General features: G+C 61.7%; 19 protein-coding genes and 1 tRNA gene. 6 read left to right on the top strand and 14 right to left on the bottom strand.

Annotated elements, in window-relative coordinates; all coding sequences use genetic code 11:
- Positions 1–34: 34 nt before the first annotated feature.
- A complete protein-coding gene (locus tag M2396_RS08430) occupies positions 35–964 on the top strand; it encodes a DUF6708 domain-containing protein (RefSeq protein ID WP_259074246.1) in 930 nt (309 codons plus the stop codon).
- Positions 965–1149: 185 nt separating this feature from the next.
- Positions 1150–2067, top strand: coding sequence for a LysR substrate-binding domain-containing protein (locus M2396_RS08435; RefSeq protein ID WP_101318467.1), 918 nt, complete (start codon positions 1150–1152; stop codon positions 2065–2067).
- A gap of 49 nt (positions 2068–2116) precedes the next feature.
- On the opposite strand, the gene madM is transcribed toward M2396_RS08435, so the two are convergent.
- The 9 genes from madM to mdcA are packed head-to-tail and all read right to left on the bottom strand — an operon-like array spanning position 2117 to position 9333.
- Positions 2117–2878: a malonate transporter subunit MadM gene (gene madM, locus M2396_RS08440; protein WP_101318465.1), complete on the bottom strand. Its 762-nt coding sequence runs from the start codon at positions 2876–2878 to the stop codon at positions 2117–2119.
- A 1-nt stretch (position 2879) separates the two neighbouring features.
- The gene (madL, locus tag M2396_RS08445) at positions 2880–3296 is read right to left on the bottom strand and encodes a malonate transporter subunit MadL (protein WP_101318463.1); all 417 of its coding nucleotides are present in this window, start codon (positions 3294–3296) and stop codon (positions 2880–2882) included.
- 60 nt (positions 3297–3356) lie between these two features.
- A complete protein-coding gene (gene mdcH / locus M2396_RS08450) occupies positions 3357–4283 on the bottom strand; it encodes a malonate decarboxylase subunit epsilon (RefSeq protein ID WP_259074179.1) in 927 nt (308 codons plus the stop codon).
- Positions 4280–4885 carry a malonate decarboxylase holo-ACP synthase gene (locus tag M2396_RS08455; protein ID WP_259074180.1) on the bottom strand — a complete coding sequence of 202 codons (606 nt, stop codon included), beginning with the start codon at positions 4883–4885 and terminating at the stop codon, positions 4280–4282. Before M2396_RS08455 ends, mdcH begins: the two co-directional genes overlap by 4 nt.
- Before the next feature lie 4 nt (positions 4886–4889).
- Positions 4890–5672, bottom strand: a complete 783-nt coding sequence (gene mdcE, locus M2396_RS08460) for a biotin-independent malonate decarboxylase subunit gamma (RefSeq protein ID WP_150571286.1) — start codon at positions 5670–5672, stop codon at positions 4890–4892.
- On the bottom strand, positions 5669–6523 hold the full coding sequence (locus M2396_RS08465; protein WP_259074182.1) for a biotin-independent malonate decarboxylase subunit beta: 855 nt from the start codon (positions 6521–6523) through the stop codon (positions 5669–5671). Before M2396_RS08465 ends, mdcE begins: the two co-directional genes overlap by 4 nt.
- Positions 6516–6815, bottom strand: coding sequence for a malonate decarboxylase subunit delta (locus M2396_RS08470; protein WP_101318453.1), 300 nt, complete (start codon positions 6813–6815; stop codon positions 6516–6518). Before M2396_RS08470 ends, M2396_RS08465 begins: the two co-directional genes overlap by 8 nt.
- A 2-nt stretch (positions 6816–6817) precedes the next feature.
- On the bottom strand, positions 6818–7672 hold the full coding sequence (locus M2396_RS08475) for a triphosphoribosyl-dephospho-CoA synthase (protein WP_259074183.1): 855 nt from the start codon (positions 7670–7672) through the stop codon (positions 6818–6820).
- A complete protein-coding gene (gene mdcA / locus M2396_RS08480; RefSeq protein WP_259074184.1) occupies positions 7672–9333 on the bottom strand; it encodes a malonate decarboxylase subunit alpha in 1662 nt (553 codons plus the stop codon). The genes M2396_RS08475 and mdcA overlap by 1 nt, the downstream gene beginning before the upstream one ends.
- Positions 9334–9555: 222 nt before the next feature.
- Here mdcA and M2396_RS08485 point away from each other — a divergent pair, with 222 nt between their 5' ends.
- The gene (locus M2396_RS08485; RefSeq protein ID WP_409035083.1) at positions 9556–10482 is read left to right on the top strand and encodes an MBL fold metallo-hydrolase; all 927 of its coding nucleotides are present in this window, start codon (positions 9556–9558) and stop codon (positions 10480–10482) included.
- Positions 10483–10763: 281 nt separating this feature from the next.
- Complete coding sequence (locus tag M2396_RS08490; RefSeq protein ID WP_259074185.1) at positions 10764–15098, top strand: NEL-type E3 ubiquitin ligase domain-containing protein; 4335 nt, start codon at positions 10764–10766, stop codon at positions 15096–15098.
- 267 nt (positions 15099–15365) lie between these two features.
- Here the strand turns inward: M2396_RS08490 and M2396_RS08495 are convergent.
- From M2396_RS08495 to M2396_RS08515, 5 genes are all read right to left on the bottom strand, one after another.
- A tRNA-Gly gene (locus tag M2396_RS08495) sits at positions 15366–15441 on the bottom strand.
- Between the two features lie 62 nt (positions 15442–15503).
- Entirely contained in the window at positions 15504–16064 is a 561-nt protein-coding gene (gene pgsA / locus M2396_RS08500; RefSeq protein WP_101318441.1) for a CDP-diacylglycerol--glycerol-3-phosphate 3-phosphatidyltransferase, read from the bottom strand.
- Positions 16065–16097: 33 nt separating this feature from the next.
- Complete coding sequence (gene uvrC, locus M2396_RS08505; RefSeq protein WP_259074186.1) at positions 16098–17921, bottom strand: excinuclease ABC subunit UvrC; 1824 nt, start codon at positions 17919–17921, stop codon at positions 16098–16100.
- 6 nt (positions 17922–17927) lie between these two features.
- Positions 17928–18566, bottom strand: a complete 639-nt coding sequence (uvrY, locus tag M2396_RS08510; RefSeq protein ID WP_101318436.1) for a UvrY/SirA/GacA family response regulator transcription factor — start codon at positions 18564–18566, stop codon at positions 17928–17930.
- A 126-nt stretch (positions 18567–18692) separates the two neighbouring features.
- A complete protein-coding gene (locus tag M2396_RS08515; RefSeq protein WP_101318434.1) occupies positions 18693–19019 on the bottom strand; it encodes a helix-turn-helix domain-containing protein in 327 nt (108 codons plus the stop codon).
- 447 nt (positions 19020–19466) lie between these two features.
- Here M2396_RS08515 and M2396_RS08520 point away from each other — a divergent pair, with 447 nt between their 5' ends.
- Complete coding sequence (locus M2396_RS08520) at positions 19467–20774, top strand: nucleotide sugar dehydrogenase (protein ID WP_150571292.1); 1308 nt, start codon at positions 19467–19469, stop codon at positions 20772–20774.
- A gap of 64 nt (positions 20775–20838) precedes the next feature.
- Positions 20839–22371 (top strand): glycosyltransferase, encoded by a 1533-nt coding sequence (locus M2396_RS08525; RefSeq protein ID WP_178080758.1) that lies wholly within the window; start codon positions 20839–20841, stop codon positions 22369–22371.
- Positions 22372–22374: the final 3 nt, after the last annotated feature.

Below are 22374 nucleotides of genomic sequence, written 5' to 3' on the forward strand. Positions count from 1 at the left end.
GATGCATATGCGTGCTACGAGGAAAAACTACACAATGACAACTGCCTGGATTTTCACACAGCAGAGTAATTCACAGCATCCTCCTAGAATAAATTCCCAAGCCATAAGCATTTGCGGCGACCTCCTTATTTTACGAAACCCCTGGGTCACAGACTCGGTATTCATGGCAAAGATGTATCTCGCACTTACAATGCTCCTCGCAGGAATGATATATTCAGACAGCTTGAGCAGCGAGTTTCGCGACCTAGTGCTTACGGACCCAACCTCCATTGCACTATACATACTATGCCCACTTATTCTTACGCCATTCCTCGCCTATAGAATATATTACATACGAAACCTGTCGGCCATTTATCTCAATCGAAACACAAAAAAAATTTATTACAAGCGCATCAATACACTAATCATCTACGATTGGAACAATGTCGGCGCAGGAGTATTCAAACGCACCGAGTTTGGTGGTGCATCATTTACAACCAGCTATGCACTGGCATTCGCCGAGCGTCGAGAAGACGGTAGCTTGAACCAAATAGATGCTCTTTGGATCGACAGCAACGAACCCACTGAACCAGACGAGAAATACGTGGCTCAAGTGTGGGAGTATTTGCGTCATTTCATGAATCACGGCCCAGACAAACTACCTCCATTTGGCGAACCCAACTGGCTCTACCGCCCACTGCACGACATCTGCCTTACCCCTCTCCAAGCCTGGCATCACTACGCCCCCTGGCGCACTGGCGAGCCTGGCGAAATGCAGGGCAAGAAAAACTGGATGCTACCCTTCTGGGCGGTGCTGTTCCCATACAACCTATCCCTCGCCATCTGCTGGTACATCGTCTGCCGCCAGTTCAACGTCAAAGCTGCAGCGCCGCCTGCAGAAGCCTTTGAAGAGGCACCCGCACTCAAAACGTCGCGCAAGAAAAACCTATACGGTCGTCGCCGCACACGACGCTCCAAAGAGTAGTTTGCCCACGGCCTCTGCTCGCAAAACCACACCGCAATAGCTGCCGAGGCCATCCACAACCCACCACTGTCCCCCCCACCCTGAATACAAATTGCCGCCCAAGCTCCAACGCCCTATCCTGATCCCGCTCTACCCCTCGCTCGTCAGCAGCAACTGAAAACCGCCCCACCGCTCCCGAGGCCCACATGCAGATCGACGAAGAGCTCACCCTGAAGAAGCTCGAAATATTCCTCGCCTTCATGCACAGCGGTAACCTGGCCCGTGCAGCCAGCGCGCTCGACACCAGCAGTGTCAGCGTGCACCGGGCCATCCATTCCCTGGAAAACGCCCTGCGCTGCCCACTGTTCAAGCACGAGGGCCGTACATTGACGCCGCTGGAGAGCGCCTACGTGCTTGAAGAGAAGGCCCGCAAGCTGATCCAGGACACCACCGAGATGGTCCGCGCCACACGCGAGGCGGCGGGCTTTTCGTCGGAGCGGTTCAAGCTCGGTGCGCTGTATTCGCTGACGGTGAAAACCGTGCCGCTGCTGGTAATGGGCTTGAAGCTGCGCCGCAGCGAGCTGAACATCGACCTGACCTTGGGCTCGAACGTGGACTTGATGTACCGCCTGAAAAACTTCGAGCTGGACGCGATTCTGGTCTCGCTGGATGAGAGCACCTGCGATGCGGCGTGCGAGCAGTTACCGCTGTTCTCGGACGATATCTTCCTGGCGGTGCCGACCGATTCGCCATTTGCTCAGGAGCAGGAGGTCGACCTGGCGGATCTGGCCAATTCGACCTTCATCACCCTGACCCAGGGCTTTGCCACCCACCGCGATGGCGAGCGGGTATTCGAGCAGGCGGGGTTCAAGCCGAATGTGGCGATGCAGGTGAATGACATTTTCACCCTGCTGAGCATGGTCAGCTCGGGGGTGGGTTATGCGCTGTTGCCGGGGCGGATTTCGGCGGTGTACGAGAACCGGATTCGGCTGATCCCGCTGCAGGCGCGTTACCGTCATCAGCAGCACATCGGCGCGGTGTTCTTGAAGACTCGCGAGCGCGACCCGAACCTGCTCGCCTTGGTTGCCGAATGCCGGATGTACAGCCGCCAACGCGAAGGCTGAAACGCAAACGCCCCGGCGTTCGGGGCCGGGGCGCTTGTCAAAGGTACTATCAGCCGACCAGGCCGCGTACGCAGAAGTACAGGATCGATGGCCCCATCAAACAGCCAAGACCGGTGTGGAAGGTTGCGGTCAATGCGCCGTATGGCACCAGCCTGCGGTCGGTTGCCGCGAGGCCTGCGGTAACGCCGCTGACGGTACCGGCAAGGCCGCCGAAGACCATCGCCGAGCGTGGGTTGTCCAGCGCCAGCCAGCGCGCCGAGACGGGGGTGAAGACCATCACCAGAATAGCTTTGATCAGGCCGGTGGCGATCGACAGCGCCATCACTTCGGAACTGGCGCCCAGCGCGGCACCAGTGACCGGACCGACGATGTAGGTTACGGCGCCGGCACCGATGGTGGTGATACTCACCGCGTCGCGGTAGCCGAAACTCCAGGCGACTGCCGCACCGACCACGAACGGCAGCACTGTACCCAACAGCAGTGCGATTGCGCCGATCATGCCGGCCTTACGTGCTTCGGTGGCCTGCACTTCAAAGGCGGTGGCGACGATAGCGAAGTCGCGCAGCATGGCGCCGCCCATCAAGCCGATGCCGGAGAACAGGGTCAGGTCGGCCAGGCCTTTTTGCCCGCCGGTAAGGGTGCCGCCCACCCAAGCCAGCACCAGGCCGATGACGATGGCAATCGCCGAGCCGTGCACGCGGCCAAAGGTCAGGCGCTTGGAGAGGATTACCGAGATCCACATCACTGCGCCGACTACGGCGAAGGCAGTGATCAGGCTGTTGTGTTCAAGTGCTTTGAGGATGACTTCCATATCAGCGACCTCCGACCGGTGCGACTGCGCTGGAGGTTTCAACGACCTCCTTTTCCAGCGGTTCTCCCCGGTGGGTGCGGCTGATCAGGGCGATGGTGGCGCCACACAGCAGGACCGAGCCGATCGCTGCCAGCAGCGCGACCGGGCCGCCATGCAAGGCGGTGACGACGTTTTGCTGCGCAGCCATGGCCACCACGATGGGGATGTACATCGCGCCCCAGAAGCCCACGCCCAGCTCGCACTCTTTGCTCATGCCGCCGTTACGCTGCATGTACAGGCGGGCGAAGATCAGCAGGATCATGGCAATGCCGACCCCGCCGACGTTGGATTTGACCCCGAGCAGAACGCCAAGGAAGTCGCCGAGGATGACACCGGCAAGCGTGCAGATGGCCAGCAAGGCCACACCGTAAATGATCATTGTTGTTTTCCTCACGTTGAATCGAAGTTGTTTTGTTGTTGTTCTTCGAAATGCGGGCAGTCAGTCGCTGGCGTTCACCTCCCGCCGCAACAGGGCATCCAGGGTGTCGGCGCGGGCGCCTTGGCAGGCGATCACCGTACCGGAGTTGAATACACGCCGCGCCAGGCCGCTGAGGACGGTGCCGGGGGGCAGTTCGATCAGCAGCCGTACACCGCGCTCGTAGGCATTGCACAGCGTGCCGTACCAGTCGACGGTGCGGCACATGTTCAGCGCCAGGTCGCGGCGCAGGGCTTCTGGGTCATGCAGTTGGCGAGCGCTGGTACTGCTCAGGTAACCCAGTTGCGGGCGTTTGAGCGGCACCTCGGCGAATGCAGCCGCCAGTTCGGCGGCAGGCGCATCGAGCAGCGCACAGTGGGACGGCACGCTCATCGCCAGCCGCTTGCACGCGCCGGCACCCAGCGCCAGGGCCTGGCGGGCAAGCGCGGCCATGGCCGTATCGCTGCCGGCGATCACGAACTGGTTGTCGGCATTGATGTTGGCCAGGTACAGCGGCTGCGCCGAGTCTTGAAGCAGTCGTTCGACAGTGCCTTGATCAAGCCCGATGATCGCGGTCATGCCGTAGCCCTCGGGATAAGCCTGTTGCATCAGTTCGCCGCGCAACGCCACTAGCCGCAGGGCATCGGCGAAGGTCAAAGCCCCGGCTATGACTGCCGCTGGGTAAGCGCCGATCGACAGACCGGCAACGTAGTCCGGCGCCGGGCTGCGCTCCAGCAACCAGCGCGCATGGGCGACACCGGCCACCAGCAAACACAGTTGCACTGCACGGGTAGACGCCAGCGACTGCGCCGTGTTGAGCTGCAACACCGGCTGCTGCAGCACGTCGCTGGCCTCCTCCACGCAAGAACGCACCACGGCCGCATCCGGCAGTTGCTGGAGCATGCCGGGCCGTTGCGCGCCTTGGCCGGGGAAGGCAAACAAGCTGCTCATGCCGACAGTTCCAATGCTGACCACGGGTCGCTGACCAGGCATGCACCGTGGCGGCTTTTGAGCAGCACCCGCTTTGAAGCGCCGGACCATTCGGCCAACGCGACGGCGCCGTAAGGTGTTTCCAGCTGCAGGTCGATACGGCACGGTGCAGCGCACAACGCCTGATACAGCGCTTTCGCATCGACGCGAGTCAAGGCGGCGGGCGTGCGCAAAACCAGGTCCAGATCGCTGCCGTGGTGCAGCACAGCGATCCCCGTCGCCAACTGATAGCCCACCCCTCCGGTCGGCCCCCAAGACAGGCCGAGGCTGTCCATAAACGGCGTAACAGCGTGCAGTGCCTGCAGCGCAGCCAGCTCTGCCCTGCCCTCGCCGCGCAGCTGTTCAGGGCTGCAACGGCGCTTGATCGAGGCGACGGGCATTTCAGCCGCCAGACGCTCGCCGCGCTGACTGCCACGCACGCCGACCGCCACGCGCCCCGCACCGGCTACGGCGCGGCGCACCACCACCGGCTGACCGGCCAGCAGCACCTGCTGCGCCCACGCGGGAGCGTCTGCAGGCAGCTGATCCGGGGCCATGCCCCACAGCAGGTCGTGTGCGTTCATGCTTTCACCATTGCTCGCGCAGCAGTTGCCGAACCTGGGCAGACATCGCCCGGTTGGGCGCGCCCAGTCGCCCGCGCAGATCAGTACTGCTGCCGATGTCGTCCACAGCGCTTTCCAGCACCGCGCGCACCTTGCCGATATCGGCGGCAGTTGGCTGCTCGACCGCGTCCACCTTGACCCGCTCCCAGAGCAGGCCGAGCGAGGCATAGCTGGCGATGTCGTAGGCCATGGGCGGCACTTTTGCAGCCAGAGCCTCCAGCTCCTCGACACTGCGCAAGGTAATCCGCGCAGCTGCCGCCTTGCCCATGGCATGCACCATCACTCCTTGATCATCCAGCGCGATCAAGCGCTGCGCCTGATAGCCGTGGGCGAGAAACGCCCCGGACATGGCCTTGCCCACCAGCAGTCCAATCAGTGCATGCCCGGCCAGGCGCGCCCGGGCATAGGCATCTACTGCGCCGGCCAGCGCCTGATGGATACCCAGCGCCTCTTCACGGCGGCCGTAGGCCTGGCTGGGTACATCGACCACGGCGACCAACACCCGCGGCGTGCCGCCCTGGTCAGCCTGGATTGCCTCATCGACAGCCTTGGCCAGGCCCCAGCCTTCGAGCAGGCCGACCTCGCCATCGCGAGCCCTTGGGAAGGGGTTTTGCGCGTCGGGCACAACCGCGATGAAGCGTGCAGGACGGTTGCCCAACTCGCCGTCGATGACTTTTACCGAGGCGGGATAGCCTGGCAGCTCGCTGCCCTGGGCCAGCGCCCGAATCCACTCAAGACCACGGCTCATTGCAGTTCTCCTTGATACAGCGCCCGCGTCAGCGCAGCGTCGACTTGCGCACAGTCAGTGCCCAGCGTGGCCAACAGCGCGAGGAAGTCAGCGTAGCGACGGCTGCGCGGCAACGCCGGTTCGCCTGCAGCGAGTTGCGCTACCAGCGCCTCACGTACCTGGGCCAGATCATCCGCCACATAGGCGTCGGCCAGGCCGCAGGCGTGGCGTTGCTCGCCACCGGTCAGGCTCCAGATGAACGGCCGGTCGCGCGCGTCGTATTCCTCGATGCCGGCTTCCTGCTCGATGACCTGCGGCCCATTCAAGCCCAGGCGTGCTTCGCGGGTGACGATCAACCGGCTGCATAGCCCAGCGGCAATCGACATGCCGCCAAAGCAACCGACTGAACCTGCGATCAGGCCGATCACGGGCTGGTACTGGCGCAGCTCGACTATCGCGGCCTGGATCTCGGCGATCGCGGCCAGGCCGAGGTTGGCTTCCTGCAAGCGCACGCCACCGGTTTCCAGCAGCAGCACAGCGGCGGTGGGTATACCGTTACGGTTATCTTCGACCGCCAGCTCCAGCGCCCCGGCGATCTTGGCGCCGCCGACCTCGCCCATGCTGCCGCCCTGGAATACGCCTTCGATGGCGGCCACCAGCAACGGCTGGCCATTGAGGCTGCCCTTGGCGATGATCACGCCATCGTCAGCCTGGGGCACGATGCCTTGCTGGGGTAGCCACGGCGACATCATCCGATCAAACGGCCCAAGCAATTCGCGAAAGCTGCCGGCATCGAGCAAGGCGCGGGCGCGCTCGCGGGCGCTGAGTTCAACAAAGCTGCAGGCCTGCAGTAAACGGTCGATGTCAGTCATGGTTGATCTCCTCGAAGCCTTGTTCCAGCCTCAGCCGTACTACGCCAGGCGTGGCGCCGAAGTCGTGGATGTCGATGTTCATGGCGGGCAGGCTGTGCTCGGCGAACAGGCGCTGAAAAAGCTGCTCCCAGCGCGGCGCACTGCCGTTTACCGAGGTCACTACGTTGATGTTCAGTACACCGCTGGTGCCAGGTTCGAGCAGCACTTCGAGGTCGCCTGAGCCGACACAGCCGACCAAGGCTCGGTTGGTTGCCGGCGCGCCGGCCGGAAATCTGAAAGACAAGGTTTCCATGCTCAAAGGCTCCCGAAGTTATCAAGCAGCAGGCAGGCCGCCAGCAGGTCAGCGGCGCCGCCCGGTGAGGCGTTCAGCGCCAGCAGGCGCGTATCCAGTTGGCGCAGCGCACGGCGCCCGGCCAGGGTTGCGCTGCCGCCAGCATCCAGTACGCCACGGGCACCTTGGTGCATGGCCCGCAGGCCGTCGAGGCCGGCGCGCCAGAGCACGCAGGTGTCGTGTAGCTGACTCATGATCGCCAGCAGCGCATCCAGCCGCGCATTCTGCTCACCACTGCCAGCAGCGCGGCTTTTGGCCAACTGCGGCAAGCCGTGGGCGAGCACCGTCGGGAAGCCCAACTGCGCTTCTTCGCGGGCACCACGCACGCCGAAGCGGCGCTGTACCTGCAGGCCATGACTGTCGTGCTGAGGGGGCGCATAGCGGTCGTCGATCAGGGCGATGCGCCCTGCCCGTGCGGCAATCGATGCGGCATCGTTGTTGATTGGATCAAGGGCACGGGCAGCGACCAGCAAGCCCAGTGCCCAGATGGCACCACGGTGAGTATTGATGCCGGCAGTAGTGACGCGCATGGCTGTCTCGCCTTCCCGGCCAATGCGGCCGAGGGCTTCACGCAATGGCTGGCCGACCTCTCCGTGGAGCATGGCGGCCTCGGCCATCTCCTTGAAGCATGGCCACAGCGACAGCGCCGAAGCGTGCATCAGGCCAAGGTGCAAATCACTGTGGGCGCCGCTACCACGGCGGTCGACCAGGGCCGGTTTGGGCGACAGATCGGCTTCGTCGATCAGCGCTTCAACCGCCAGGTCGGCCAACTGGTGCGACAACGGCAGTGGTGCGTGGATCTGAATGGATGCAGTCATCACCAGCTCCTGAAGCGTGCGGGCGGGTTGTACAGGCCGCCGGACCAGTCGACCAGCTCGGCGATGCTCTTGGCGGCGAGCAACGTACGGGAGGCCTGATTGCGATGGATACCAAGGTCTTCGGGCAAGGCGATCAGCCCTTCGCGGCGCATGCGTGCGGTGTCTTTAGGGTCGTGGCGCAAGCCGATGCTGGTCACGCCGGCAACCGCCGCGATCATCGCCTGGCGCTCTTCGAGCGTGCGCGCCTTGTACAGATAGGCAATGCCTTCTTCGGTGAGCAGGTGGGTCACGTCGTCGCCGTAAATCATCACCGGCGCCAGCGGCATGCCGACCTTCCTGGCTACCTCGACCGCATCGAGGGTATCGACGAAGGTGGGTTTGCCGCCCTCCTGGAAGGTCTCGACCATCTGCACTACCAGCTTGCGACCGCGTTCGAGCATAGTCACCGGGGTGGTCATGTCGAGCCAGGCCGGCGTTGCATGGCGCCGACCGCGGGGGTCGTGGCCCATATTCGGCGCGCCGCCAAAGCCGGCCAGGCGGCCACGGGTGACGGTCGAGGAATGACCGTCGCCGTCAACCTGCAGGGTGGCGCCGATAAACAGGTCGACTGCGTACTGCCCGGCCAGCTGGCACATCATGCGGTTGGAGCGCATCGAGCCATCACGGCCGGTGAAGAACACGTCCGGGCGCTGGGAGATGTAGTCCTCCATGCCCAATTCAGTGCCAAAGCAATGCACGCTCTGCACCCAGCCGGTTTCGATCGCGGGGATCAATGTCGGGTGCGGGTTCAGTGTCCAGTTGCGGCAGATCTTGCCCTTCAGGCCAAGTGAATCGCCGTAGGTCGGCAGGATCAGCTCGATGGCCGCGGTGTTGAAACCGATGCCATGATTGAGCGACTGCACGTTGTGTTTTTCGTAGATGCCGCGGATCGCCATCATCGCCATCAGCACGTGCACCGGCTTGATGTGGCGTGGGTCGCGGGTGAACAGCGGTTCGATATAGAACGGCTTGTCCGCGACCACCACGAAGTCGACCCAGGACGCCGGGATATCCACCCGCGGCAGGTCGCGCACGTCGTCAACCAACTGATTGACCTGAACGATGACGATGCCATCGCTGAACGCCGTAGGCTCGACCAGCGCCGGAGTGTCTTCGGTGCTGGCGCCGGTGTAGATATTGCCCTCGCGGTCCGCCATGAAGCCGGCAACCAGGGCAACGTTGGGGATCAGGTCGACCAGCAGGCGCGAGTACAGTTCGATGTAGGTGTGAATGGCGCCGACTTCGAGCAGGCCGTCTTCCAGCAACTGGCCGATGCGCAGACTCTGCGGCCCAGCGAAGGAGAAGTCGAGCTTGCGGGCGATCCCGCGCTCGAACAGATCAAGGTGCTCGGCACGGCTGACACTGGGCATGATCATGTGCAGGTCATGCAGGCGAGCGGAGTCGGCCTTGGCCAGCGAGCGCGAGAGAAAATCTGCCTGCTTCTGGTTATTGCCTTCGAGTACCACGCGGTCACCAGGGGCGATCAGGCGCTCAAGGGCTTCGACGATCCGCTCGCTGGGCAACACCACGCCATCGGCAAGGTCTCGCACCTGCTCAAGGCGGCGCTGCTTTTCGCTGCGCCGCCGCGACCATTGCGGTGGGGGGGAGGTTCTTGTTGTCATTCTGCAACTCCACGGGTGCGCTTTCGTGGAGTCATTTAAGGCTGGCAGTTCAGGCCGATCAATCAACGCCCGGGGCTGATCATTACTCTCAGGTTAATGATTACTTAATTTAGAAAGCGCTAATAGCTGAGGGCTGATTTTCGTTACACGTTGATGCGGACAGTGCGCTTCAATCCAAGGGCGTTGCCCCATTCCTTTCAATCTTTTGCCGAGTGAACTCCGATGCAAACACCGCGATTTGTCCTCTCAGCCTTGACCGTCGCCTTCGCCATGCTAGTGGCTGGCACCGCACCCGCTGCCAGCCCAGTCAGCGAGCCGCCCGCCATGACCAAGCCTGCGCATCAGGCATTGACTGTGGATGTGTTCAACCCAGGCGAAGCGGCAATCTTTGCCGTGTCATCGGTACTGGTCGAAGGCAAGCAGGACGCAATCCTGATCGACGCCCAGTTCTCCGCGCAGGAGGCCGCCAAACTGGCAGCCCGGATCAAGGCCTCCGGCAAGCATTTGACGACCATCTACATCAGCCATGGCGACCCTGACTATTACTTCGGGCTGGACACTTTGGTGCGCGCATTCCCTCAGGCAAAAGTTGTCGCCACCGCGCAGACCGTTGCCCATATCAACGCCAGCAAAGACGCGAAACTGAAAATCTGGGCTCCCGAGCTTGGCGCCAATGCGCCGCGGCAGATCGTGGTGCCGCAGCCCCTCAGCGGCGATACCCTGATGCTGGAAGGTCAGCTATTGAAGATCATCGGCCTCGATGGCCCGACGCCAGAGCGCACCTTTGTCTGGATTCCTTCGATCAAGACGGTGGTTGGCGGCATTCCGGTGCAATGGGGTGAGCATGTGTGGATGGCTGATACGCAGAGCGCCGCCTCCCATGAGCACTGGTTGGCGACGCTGGAGCAGATCAAGGCACTGGCACCGGCCACGGTGATACCAGGGCATTTCAACGGGACATTCCCTAAGGGCCTGCAAGCTGTTCAGTTCACCGCTGACTACATTCGCGCGTTTGACAAAGAGACTGCCAAGGCTGACAACTCCGCTGAGCTGATTGCGGCGATGAAAAAGCGCTATCCGGATTTGGGCGGGGACAGCTCGTTGGAGCTGAGTGCCAAGGTGGCCAAGGGCGAGATCCAGTGGGAGTGATCCGACTCGGCAACCAAGCCGTCGACTTTGCCGTCAGCGGCTTCAGTGCTGATCATTTCAGGAAGCAGCCCTACCATTTTTGCCAGTTGTGAACCTGTCTTGCCCAACATCAATCAAAAAACCACAGCCCTCCTGCCAGCGTTCATCGCGCTGCATTCTCATGTGTTCGGCGCGGAGCGCTCTCGATCTTGGCGTCCCAGTACCCCCTGTCATCGACATAACTACCGCACGCGCCGGTGACAACGCGGGCTGAATGAGCGTTTTGCGCTCATTGGTGCGTTATGAAAGATACTCTATTCCCGGACACTTCCGTCGATACCCTCATAGCAGATCGCTTACCAGACTGGCTGACCGCGGCTACCGCCGATCAACGTTCTGTTCTGCATCAGGCACTGATCGCGCAACAGCGTGCGCGCGAACAGCTGACGCGTCTTTTCGCCCAGATAGAACCCCTGGACAGCTTCGCCAGCACATCGCTGGACGCAGCGCTGCAAAAGCTCGTGCAGCGCCCAGTGGATGTCCACACGGCCAAGCTCCGCCGGGTGGTACACGTGCGTTACCCATCAGGTGTCAGCACAGTTCCCGATCGTGTGGTCCCCACAACCTCGGAGCAAAGCCTGCTGGCCCGCGCCCTGCACAACTTCGAGCGCCGGGAAACCTCCGAGTCGGCCTGGTTGCCAGAGTCCAGGCTGCAAGATGCAGACGGTACGCTGATCGCGCTGCGACCTCGTGCATTTGCCGGCCTGTGCCGTTCTCTGGATGTGGGCGCCCTTTATCAGCAACATCTCAAGCAGGTGCTGTTTGCAGACGACAGCCGCCGGCGCAGCGTCAACGCCATACTCGAAGAAGCATGGCGCACGAACCTGCTGGCGGCTGCGCAACTGGCGCGCCTCAAAGGCGAGGTTGAGGGGGTGCTGCTTGATGAGATGCTGAACGCTGTATCGGCTCCAGCCGAAAGCGCCGCAGGTACGTTCAGCGAGCTTCGACTACTGGGGCGGGTGATCACCGGTGTGACGGTGTTCCAGCCGCGCTCGGGTGCAACAACCACTGCGCCCCAGAGCCTGATGGTGTGGATCCCTGACGATCCGCATGGGGCCCTGAACGTCTATGGGTCATGGTCGCAAGTGTTCAACACCTTGGGTAGCCGTCTGCGCGATCCAGCCTATCGAACGTTCTTCCAACGGTTCATCAAAGAGCATGACCGGATGCACGTCAGCCAGCAATTGAAAGGTTTGCTGGGCCAAGGCGGTGCCCAGCAGCCGATGCACCTGGACGGGCGCCAGCAGCTTATTACCGGTTCGTTGGCCGAGCACCTGCGTCAGGTGCAGATCGATAGGGTACTGCAGGACGCTCAAGCCTTGGCAGTCCCCAACAGCGCTGTCGATAGCCAGGAACGCGACCGGCGCATGCATTTCTTCAAAGGACTCGGCGTGGACATGCTTGGGCTGGCCGCTTTCTTCGTACCAGAGCTTGGCTTGCCATTGCTTGCGCTGGCTGCGCACCAGGTAACAAACAACGTATTCGAGGGTTACCAGGAGTGGGAGCTGGGCGATCGTGAGGCAGCGCTTAGCCACCTGATGTCTGTAGCCCAAAACGTTGCGATGATCGGATTAGGGGCGGCCGCCGGAGCCGCAACAGGCGGCATACTGGCTCGAGAAGCTGCCGTTGATGAGCTGGCACCCGTGCTCACGCCCACAGGTGAGCAGCGCCTGGCACGAGCTGACCTGCCGGGCTACTCGATGGCAGGCACCAGCCTGATGTCGGGCCAGCGAGGTGTTCTGCGGGGCAAGCCACACGTGTCGATCGCGCAGCAGGCTTACCGTTTGGGACAAAGTGAGGAGCGCCCAACCGTGGTGCACCCCGATCGTGCTCAAGCGGCAGCAATAGCCCTGGAGGAAAACGAGGCTGGTGGCGTGCACCACGCCTTGGAGCGACCACATGACTGGCAAGATGCGGGAATGCTGATGAGGAGGCTCGGTTCGAACCTCGGTTTGGCCAGGCATGACTTGGCCAGCTCGCTGCTGCGCAGTGTAGGCATGGATGAAGCGTGCCTGCGGCGCCTGCATCTGGAAAACGCCCCTGCCCCTGCCCGGCTCTGTGACGCACTGCAACGGTACGTAGCCCACGAGTCGTTCCCACGCCTGCGCGGGCAAGCATTCGAGGCATACTGGCAGGAGACGCAGCCGGTTCCGAGCGGCCCAGCACAGCCCTTGCACCGCGCCTTTCCTGGCCTGACGATCCGCTCGGGCAGAGCGTTGGTCGCAGCCGCCAGCGACAGCGATCTCACCCAGTTGCTGGAGCAACAGAGGGTGCCACTGGCGCTGGCCGAAAAGGCTCGCTGGGAACTGCGCGACGCACGCCTGGATCGCGCTTGCGCAGGCTTCGAGCAGCCAGATGCTGTGACGCCTGACACAGAGCAGCTGGCCCTGGGCTTGCTTCACGCCGCATGGCCCTGGCAATCGACGGTGCGAGTGGAGGTGCGCGACACACAGCTCAACGGTGATGTCGCGGCCAGCATTGGCGCTGAACAGCCCACGCAGACCCACTCTCTGATCCGCACCGTACGAGGCTACCTTGCTACCGACAAGGCAGGTTTCGCCAAGCCCGGTTCCTTGGCTGGCGACGATCTGTTCAAGGCCCTGCTGCATGTGCTGGACACGCAGCAACGGGTGGCGCTGGGCGAAGCCTCAGCATCGCCGGTGAAGCTGGCCAGCACCCTTGCAGATCTAGCCTTCGCAGACCGCAACGAGGCGGCACGGCTGCTGGGCATGGCGCCGATCGGCACGCCCCGACCTCCAACGCGTCTGGGTGATGGACGCATTGGCTATGTACTCAGCGGTCGCCCGGAAGGCTCACGACGCGCGCTGCTTCGCGGTTATCAGCAAATCTTCCCGACGTTGACCGACATGGAGATAGAGTTCTACCTGGAGCGCGTTCGCTTGCAGGGTGAGCAACCGTGGGACCACTTGCACAGCCTGCAGCAGCACCTGATTGGACTGGGCGAGAGCCTGGGTGCGTGGCGCCGGGAGGCCACTGTTGCGCCCCTGCCCGAGCGCCGCCGCCTGATCGCTCGACGCATTCGCCAGTGCTGGCGGCGCAAGCGGCCTGACGCGGACGGCGAGTACCGTCTGGTGATAGATAGCGAGCGTATCGATAGTCTGCCGGTGCTGCCGGCGCAGGTGACTTTTGACCATGTCACGCACTTGATTCTGCGCCGCGCGCATTTGACGCACATCACCGAGGGGTTTTTGCAACGGTTCGCCAACCTGCGCACCCTGGACCTCAGTGACAATCTGCTAGGCGGCATTCCAGATGGCCTGCAGGCACTGACCCAGCTCAGCGAGCTGCGCCTGACGCGCAATCAGATCGTGATCGACGATGCAGGCCTGGCCAGGCTGAGTGCATTGTCCAGACTGCGGGTGCTGGACCTGTCGCATAATCCGATCGGGCAGCTGCCGCCATTGGGCAGTCTGCTCAACCTCCAGCGCCTGCATTTGCGCCACTGCGGCCTGAGCGAATTGCCTGTAGAGGTGTACATGCACCCTGCGCTTGAAGACATCGATCTGCGCGACAATCACATACAGGACATGAGCCCGACCCTTGCTCAGTCGCACCGCCGACTGGCCGGGTTGAGCCTGCATGACAACCCGTTACCCGAGCCGACCCAGACCGCCTTGCGCAGCACCCTGGGCGAGGCCGGTGCGGGAGCATTGCCTACGCGACGTCATGGGCCTGGCGGACAGGAGTCGCTCGAGCGATGGCTGGCCGACTTCAGCGTTGAGGAACGTGCCATCCGCTCCGAACAGTGGCTGGCCCTGACGCAACAACCGGGTTGCGATGATCTCATGCGGTTTCTCAACGACCTCGGCCGATCCAGTGATTATGACCTTCAGGGCATCGATTTGCGCAGGCGCATCTGGGCGCTGGTTGAGGTGTGCGTGGAGAATACACAAGTGCGGGAGGCGATTTTTCAGCAAGCAGCAGGCCCGCGGACCTGCGCAGACCAGATGCTGTTGATGCTCAGTTTGTTCGAGGTGCGCGCCTTGGTCGCCACCCGCACGGCCGGGCTGGGCAGCGCAGAGATGAGCCCGGCACTGGTGCAGCTGGGCCGCGAGCTGTACCGGCTTGACGAGGTAGATCGCGTCGCGGCGCAGCACATAAGGGAGCTAAGAACCAGCAACCCCTACGGTCTGATCGATGAAGTGGAAATACACCTGGCGTATCGCGCCGGTCTGGTGCGCCCGCTGGGGCTGCCGGCCCAGGCGCGCTACATGTATCACCGGATATTCTCCGACGTGAACGACGCTCGCCTGCGTGACGCCGCCCGGACCATCCTGCAGGCAGAGACCAACGCCCGTATCGCAGATTCGATGGCGCAGCATGGCTTTTGGATCGATTTTCTGCGTGAGACCTTTGCGGAACAATACGAGGCACTGAACCAACCCTACCATGACCGCCTCGAAACGCTGCTGCTGCCCGAGGAAGGCGCCAACGAGCAGCAAGTCATTGAAGCGGTGGGCATGCTGGCTGATGAACGCAGCGCAGCCGAGCGCGAGCTGACGCTGACTTTGACGCTGGGATTGCTTACCGAGCACCCCTGGGGGGGCGTCTTGTAGAGTGTCTGGGTAGCCAGGAGTGAGCTGCAGTGAGAATACTCCAAGCAGGCGACCGGAGTAGCGACGTCGCCTTTTGGCTCGGGCACACCACGGGGATCCAGGTCTCCCGCTCCAGCGAACGGGAGTGCGGGCTTCATGGGCTGATTCCTGGAGCAAAAAGTCTGGCTGCCCATATATCGGCGTGGTTTGGCCTGGAACGAAAAAAGACGCCGAAGCGTCTTTTTTCAAGGCCTTGCAGAAATTATCTTCCTTCTGCAGACCGATATTTGGAGCGGGAAACGAGACTCGAACTCGCGACCCCGACCTTGGCAAGGTCGTGCTCTACCAACTGAGCTATTCCCGCTTGGTGATGGCGCTATTCTAGCGATCTGCCAAACGCCGTCAAGCCCTTGATTCAAAAAAGTTTTATTTCGGCTCTGAACCTTCACGCAGATGCGGCCAGGCGGCGACCAGGTAATTGATCATGGAGATCAACGTCAGCGCTGCAGCTACCAGCAGCAGACCATAGCCCAGCACAACCCAGAAGCCAAAGACCGGCGGGTTGGCCAGCAAGATCACCAGGGACAGCATCTGCGCCGCAGTCTTCCACTTGCCCAGATTGGACACGGCAACATGTGCCCTCGCCCCCAACTCGGCCATCCACTCACGCAGCGCCGAAACAACGATCTCGCGGCCAATGATCACCGCCGCAGGCAAGGTCAGCCAGAAGTTCGCGTGTACCTGTACCAGCAGCACCAGAGCAACCGCGACCATCAGCTTGTCTGCGACCGGGTCGAGGAAGGCACCGAGCGCAGTGCTCTGCTGCAGACGACGGGCCAGATAGCCGTCCAGCCAGTCGGTGGCAGCGGCGATGGCAAACACCGTACTGGCAGCCATGTAGCTCCAGTGATAGGGCACATAGAACAGCAGAATGAAGATCGGGATGAGCAGGACGCGTAGAACGGTGAGCAGATTTGGAATATTCATCGGTACGACTGGCTGCGAGTTGAACTGGGCATTCTACTCGCTATGCAGGCTGGCATAAATCGACTCGGCAAGCTTTTTACTGATTCCGGGTGCTTTGGCTATCTCGTCGATACTGGCGCGATTGAGCTCCTGCAGCCCGCCGAAATGTTTCAGCAGCTCGCGGCGGCGCTTCGGGCCAACCCCGGCGACGTCTTCCAGGCTGGAGGTGCGTCGGGCCTTGCCGCGCCGGGCACGGTGGCCGGTGATAGCAAAACGGTGCGCTTCGTCGCGGATCTGCTGGATCAAGTGCAGCGCAGCAGAGTCGCCCTTGAGGGTGAACTCGTGGGCTACGTCGTTGAGGTAGAGGGTCTCGAAGCCGGCCTTGCGGGTCACGCCCTTGGCTACGCCGAGCAAGGTCAGGTCGCTGATGCCCAGTTCCTGCATGACGTCGCGGGCCATGTTCAACTGACCTTTACCGCCGTCGACCAGCAACACATCGGGCAATTTGCCCTCGCCGGCCTGGATCCGGCCATAGCGGCGCATCAGTGCCTGGTGCATGGCGGCATAGTCGTCACCGCCGGTAATGCCTTCGATGTTAAAACGGCGATAGTCGGACTTGATCGGGCCTTCCGGGCCGAACACCACGCAACTGGCTACAGTGGCCTCACCGCTGGAATGGCTGATGTCGTAGCACTCAAGGCGCTGCGGTACTTCATCAAGGCCCAGCACGCTGGACAGGGCTTCAAAGCGTGCGGCCATGTGTTGCCGGTTGGCCAGCCGGGCGTTCAACGCCTGCTCGGCATTGGTCACGGCCAGTTGTTGCCAACGGGCACGGGTGCCACGCACGCGATGGGTAATAGCTAACTCGCGCCCGCGCAAGGTCTGCACGGCTTCGCTGATAGCGGCGAAGTCTTCGTGGACGACGTTGACGATCAACTCGCCGGGCATCTCGCGTTCGGCATTGCCCAAGTAATACTGGGCGAGGAAGGCCGCCATGACCTCGCTGACCTCCTCTTCTATGCCCACCTGCGGGAAAAAGTTCTTGCTGCCGAGCACCCGCCCGCCGCGCACGCTGATCAGGTGCACACAGGCGCCGCCCGGGTTGATGAAGGCCGCCACCACGTCGACCTCACCGGAGCCACCCTCCATGTACTGCTGGTCCTGCACCCGGCGCAACAAGGCGATCTGATCGCGCAGCTGGGCTGCCTTCTCGAAATTCAAGGTCATCGCCGCCTGTTCCATCTCGGCATTGAGCTCATTGCCCAACTGCTGGCTGCGGCCTTCGAGGAACATCACCGAGTGACGCACGTCCTCGGCATATTCCTCTGGGCTGACCAAGTCCACGCAGGGGCCTTTGCAGCGCTTGATCTGATATTGCAGGCACGGCCGGGTCCGGTTCGCGTAATAGCTGTCTTCGCACTGGCGGACCATGAAGCCCTTCTGCAACAGGCTCAGGCTTTCGCGGATGGCACCAGCACTTGGGTACGGGCCGAAATAACGACCCTTGGCCTTTTTCGCCCCGCGATGAATACCCAGGCGTGGGAACTGGCCGTCAGACAGGAATACATATGGGTAAGACTTATCGTCGCGCAACAGGATGTTGTAAGGCGGCCGCCACTCCTTGATCAGGTTCTGCTCGAGCAGCAGCGCCTCGGTCTCATTGGCGGTGATGGTGGTTTCGACCTGGGCGATGCGCCCCACCAGGGCGGCAGTCTTGGGCGCCAGCCCGGTCTTGCGGAAATAGCTGGCCAGACGCTTCTTGAGGTTCTTGGCCTTGCCCACATAGAGCAGCCGCGCCTCGGCGTCGAACATACGGTACACACCCGGCCGACCACTGCAGGTCGCCAGGAATGCGCTGGCATCAAAAATTGGGGACATGGAAACTCAGAGGCTTGCGTCGACCATACCGTGGCGTACGGCCAGTAACGTCAATTCGACATCGCTGGTGACCGAAAGTTTTTCGAAGATTCGATAGCGGTAAGTATTGACGGTCTTGGGGGACAGACACAACTTATCGGAGATGATCTGCACTTTCTGGCAGCCGACGATCATCAAAGCGATCTGGATTTCTCGCTCGGACAGCGAGTCGAACGGCGAGCCCTGCGGCTGGAATGACTTCAGCGCCAGCTGCTGGGCGATCTGCGGGCTGATATAGCGCTGGCCGGCAAATGCCAGGCGAATGGCCTGGACCATTTCATCCAGCGCCGCGCCCTTGGTCAAATAGCCAGCGGCGCCGGCCTGCAGCAGACGCGTCGGGAACGGGTCTTCCTCACACACGGTGACTGCCACCACTTTGGTGTCCGGATGGCTACGCAGCAGCTTGCGGGTCGCTTCGAGGCCGCCGATGCCAGGCATCTTGACGTCCATGAGGACAACATCGGGTTTCAGCTCACGGGCCAGCTTGAGGGCTGTCTCACCGGAATCCGCCTCACCCACCACCTGCAAGCCGTCGATATCGGCAAGCATGCGGGTGATGCCGGTACGCACCAGATCGTGATCATCGACCACTAGGACCCTAATCAAGCAGACACCTCGTCAGTGGGGCGATTGGATCCCGCCACCATAACAAAAAATTACAAGGTCGACCTAGCCCTTCGCATCACGATTCCAGGCCTTTTGCTCGATCTGAACTGACTATCTGGTCAGGCTTTAGCTGGCGTCACCCAGCAAGCGCTCGGCGAGGTACCACAGCGCAGCCTGATCACTGGCGGACAGGCTGCGAAACGTACCCAGCAAGCGGGTCTCGTCTTCACTTAGATTGGTTATGGGCGGTGGCGTGCGGACACCACCGAGCACGTATCTGGCGTCAACGCCGCAAGCGACCACCGCGGCAAGGTAGTCAACACGCGGTGTGCGCTCGCCACTCTCGTATTTGCCCTGAGCATTGGGCTCGACGCCCCCGATCTCACCAAATCTGCGCTGGGTAAGTGCCAGACGTTCACGCTCTTCGCGCAGCCTAGGTCCGATTCCTTTCATGAGATGCCTCCTGTGCAGTAAAGGGCGATCGAGCACTTCCAGCACCCGAGGTGTAACCAAGTGCAACTATGCCTAGCACAGCCGCTCGACGCAAGTTGGCACCCCACGCAGCCAGCAAGATGAAAATAATACATCAACGACAGTTTACCGACGCCATTTTGTTGCCAATCAAGCAGCATCGGATTTTTGACGCCGAACTTACATCAAACTTTAAGTCGTTGTTTTAAAACGGTTTTTAAACTTTAACAAGCAGCGATTAAAGTATTTTCACAAAGCCGCAGATCAACGCTTGCGGTTCTAACAGCAACCCCTTTAGGATGAAAAAAGACCAAAAAAAACAGCCTGTATTGCCACTTCCTCGCGGCTTGTTTCTGCGCGTCTGCCTAATTGAAAACTTCTTGAACTGAGCATCTCGGCCGGCCTTGCCGTGTCCTGGGAGAGGGATCTATGAACATCAGCATCTTTGGCCTTGGCTATGTGGGCGCAGTGTGCGCGGGCTGCTTGTCGGCGCGCGGTCATCATGTGTTGGGAGTGGACGTCTCCCAGGCGAAAATCGATCTGATCAACCAGGGCAAGTCGCCAATCGTTGAGCCAGGCCTTGAGCAACTGCTGCAAGACGGCGTCAACCAGGGCCGCCTGCGCGGCACCACCGACGTGCAGGCCGCGGTACTCGCCACCGACCTGTCGCTTCTGTGCGTCGGTACGCCGAGCAAGAAGAACGGCGACCTCGACCTGGTCTATATGGAAGCCGTGTGCCGTGAAATCGGCACGGTCCTGCGCGACAAGCAAAGCCGCCACACAGTCGTGGTGCGCAGCACCGTGCTGCCGGGCACCGTCAAGAATGTGGTCATTCCGATCCTTGAGCAGTACTCGGGCAAGAAGGCCGGCACCGATTTCGGCGTTGCCGTCAACCCTGAGTTCCTGCGCGAAAGTACCGCGATCAAGGACTACGACTTCCCGGCCATGACCGTGATCGGCGAGCTCGACACCCAGTCGGGCGACTTGCTGGCTTCGTTGTACCAGGGCCTGGATGCGCCGGTGATCCGCAAGTCGGTGGAAGTCGCCGAGCTGATCAAGTACACCTGCAACGTCTGGCACGCGACCAAGGTCAGCTTCGCCAACGAAATCGGCAACATCGCCAAAGCCTCCGGCGTCGATGGCCGCGAAGTGATGGACGTGGTCTGCCAGGACTATAAGCTCAACCTGTCGCGCTATTACCTGCGCCCAGGCTTTGCGTTCGGCGGTTCGTGCCTGCCCAAGGACGTGCGCGCCCTCACCTACCGCGCCGGCCAGCTGGATGTCGAGCACCCCCTGCTCGCCTCGCTGATGGCCAGCAACCGCAATCAGGTCGATATCGCCTTTGACCTGGTCGAGCGCACCGGCAAACGCAAAGTCGCCCTGCTCGGCCTGGCGTTCAAGGCCGGCAGCGATGACCTGCGCGAAAGCCCGCTGGTAACCCTGGCCGAGAAATTGATCGGCAAGGGCTACGACCTGCGCATCTTCGACGCCAACGTCGAGTACGCACGGGTGTTCGGTGCCAACCGCGACTACATCGAGTCGGTCATCCCGCATGTGTCTTCGTTGCTGCAGAACGACCTTGAGCAAGTGATCGGCGAAGCCGATGTGATCGTCCTGGGCAACAACGACGAGCGCTTTGCCAGTGCCCTGCAGAACAACGAGGGCAAACAGGTCATCGACCTGGTCGGGTTCATGGATGGCGTCAGCGACGAGCAACGCCAAGGCATCTGCTGGTAATCGATGCAGGTCGCACCCCCGGCAGTTCGCCGTGGGTGCGGCCGCAGACAGGAGCACACGCTACATGGAACGAACGCAACAGCGACCTTTCGAGGCCCCAGGTTACCTGCGCGCGGCCGCCAGCTTCTGCGCCTGGGCGTGCCTGGCCGGGCTGATCGCGCTGGCGTCGGAGATGATCGCCCCGGCTTATCTGGACCCGAGCCATCATCTGTTCATCTTTGTTATCGGCACGCTCGGGATGTGGCGCTATGGCAATGCCATCGTGCACTACCTGCGCGGCATGTATTTTCTGCATTGGCGGTTCCCACGCATGCGCCGCGAAGTCGAGCGCCTGGGTGATGCGGCACTGCCTTCGCACATGTTCATGGTGGTGACCAGCTTCCGTATCCCGACCTCGACCACCTTCAAGGTCTACCAGTCGGTGTTTCAGGAAGTGCAGCGGCTGAATGTGCCGTGTACGGTGATTGCTTCGATCGTGGAAAAGGGCGACGAGAATTTCATCAAGGACATCATGCGCAATGAAGTGCGCGACCGCGACGACATCAAGCTGGTGATCGTCCGCGCCCGCGGCACCGGCAAACGTGATGGCCTGGCCCACGCCTTTCGCGCACTGTCGCGGCAGATGCCGATGGAAGATGCGGTGGTCGGTGTGGTCGATGGCGACACCATGATGCTGCCCGGCTGTGTCGAGCGCGCCGTGAAGATGTTTGCCGTGCTGCCCGACGTCGGCGGCCTGACTACCAACGAGTTCTGCGAAGTCGAGGGTAGCCGCCTGATGCGCCAGTGGCACTCGATGCGCTTTGTCCAGCGGCACATCAACATGTGCTCGATGGCCCTGTCGCACCGGGTACTGACCCTGACAGGGCGGCTGTCGTTCTTCCGCGCCAGCGTGATGATCGACCCGGAGTTCATTCGCGACGTCGAAGCAGACTTTCTTCAGCACTGGCGCCTGGGCCGTTTCCAGTTCCTGACCGGCGACGACAAGTCCAGCTGGCTGAGCCTGATGCGCGCCGGCTGGGACACCTTCTATGTACCCGACAGCCACACCCTGACCGTCGAGCACCCGCCCAGCGACAGCTTCTGGATCGCCACCCGGCAATTGATGTTCCGCTGGTACGGCAACTCGCTGCGGCAGAACTTCCGCGCCACCGCCCTGCTCGGCCGCGCGCGTCTGGGGTTGTTCACCCTGTACGTGCTGTGGGACCAACGGGTGTCGATGTGGACCTGCCTGATGGGCCTGACCGCCTCGGTGGTGGCTGGCTTGGTGTTCGGCATCCAGTACCTGCTGGTGTACCTGTTCTGGGTATTGATCTCGCGCACTCTGGTGACCGTGCTGTTCGTGTTCGCCAAGCACCCGGTCAGCCCGATGTATCCGTTTGTCCTTTATTACAACCAGATCGTTGGCTCGGTAATGAAGGTCTACGCGATGTTCCATATGGACCAGCAAAGCTGGACCCGGCAGAAAACCACCCTGGCTACCGGCAGTGTTGATTTTGACACCTCGCTAAACCGCTGGTCCTCGAAGGCGATGTTGTTCTCCTCCATCGCCATCTTCTTCGGGGTCATCACCGTACTTCTTGAACTCACGCAACGTTAAAGG

The sequence above is a fragment of the Pseudomonas sp. BIGb0278 genome (assembly GCF_024809895.1).
Taxonomy (GTDB): domain Bacteria; phylum Pseudomonadota; class Gammaproteobacteria; order Pseudomonadales; family Pseudomonadaceae; genus Aquipseudomonas; species Aquipseudomonas shirazensis.

Excerpts from the sequence above, each read along its gene's own strand:
- M2396_RS08465 (WP_259074182.1), bottom strand. The coding sequence starts at position 6,523 with ATGACTGACATCGACCGTTTACTGCAGGCCTGCAGCTTTGTTGAACTC.
- M2396_RS08525 (WP_178080758.1), top strand. The coding sequence starts at position 20,839 with ATGGAACGAACGCAACAGCGACCTTTCGAGGCCCCAGGTTACCTGCGC.
- pgsA (WP_101318441.1), bottom strand. The coding sequence starts at position 16,064 with ATGAATATTCCAAATCTGCTCACCGTTCTACGCGTCCTGCTCATCCCG.
- M2396_RS08520 (WP_150571292.1), top strand. The coding sequence starts at position 19,467 with ATGAACATCAGCATCTTTGGCCTTGGCTATGTGGGCGCAGTGTGCGCG.
- M2396_RS08435 (WP_101318467.1), top strand. The coding sequence starts at position 1,150 with ATGCAGATCGACGAAGAGCTCACCCTGAAGAAGCTCGAAATATTCCTC.
- mdcH (WP_259074179.1), bottom strand. The coding sequence starts at position 4,283 with ATGAGCAGCTTGTTTGCCTTCCCCGGCCAAGGCGCGCAACGGCCCGGC.
- madL (WP_101318463.1), bottom strand. The coding sequence starts at position 3,296 with ATGATCATTTACGGTGTGGCCTTGCTGGCCATCTGCACGCTTGCCGGT.
- M2396_RS08475 (WP_259074183.1), bottom strand. The coding sequence starts at position 7,672 with ATGACTGCATCCATTCAGATCCACGCACCACTGCCGTTGTCGCACCAG.
- M2396_RS08430 (WP_259074246.1), top strand. The coding sequence starts at position 35 with ATGACAACTGCCTGGATTTTCACACAGCAGAGTAATTCACAGCATCCT.
- M2396_RS08490 (WP_259074185.1), top strand. The coding sequence starts at position 10,764 with ATGAAAGATACTCTATTCCCGGACACTTCCGTCGATACCCTCATAGCA.
- mdcE (WP_150571286.1), bottom strand. The coding sequence starts at position 5,672 with ATGAGCCGTGGTCTTGAGTGGATTCGGGCGCTGGCCCAGGGCAGCGAG.
- uvrC (WP_259074186.1), bottom strand. The coding sequence starts at position 17,921 with ATGTCCCCAATTTTTGATGCCAGCGCATTCCTGGCGACCTGCAGTGGT.
- mdcA (WP_259074184.1), bottom strand. The coding sequence starts at position 9,333 with ATGACAACAAGAACCTCCCCCCCACCGCAATGGTCGCGGCGGCGCAGC.
- M2396_RS08455 (WP_259074180.1), bottom strand. The coding sequence starts at position 4,885 with ATGAACGCACACGACCTGCTGTGGGGCATGGCCCCGGATCAGCTGCCT.
- M2396_RS08470 (WP_101318453.1), bottom strand. The coding sequence starts at position 6,815 with ATGGAAACCTTGTCTTTCAGATTTCCGGCCGGCGCGCCGGCAACCAAC.
- M2396_RS08485 (WP_409035083.1), top strand. The coding sequence starts at position 9,556 with ATGCAAACACCGCGATTTGTCCTCTCAGCCTTGACCGTCGCCTTCGCC.
- madM (WP_101318465.1), bottom strand. The coding sequence starts at position 2,878 with ATGGAAGTCATCCTCAAAGCACTTGAACACAACAGCCTGATCACTGCC.
- M2396_RS08515 (WP_101318434.1), bottom strand. The coding sequence starts at position 19,019 with ATGAAAGGAATCGGACCTAGGCTGCGCGAAGAGCGTGAACGTCTGGCA.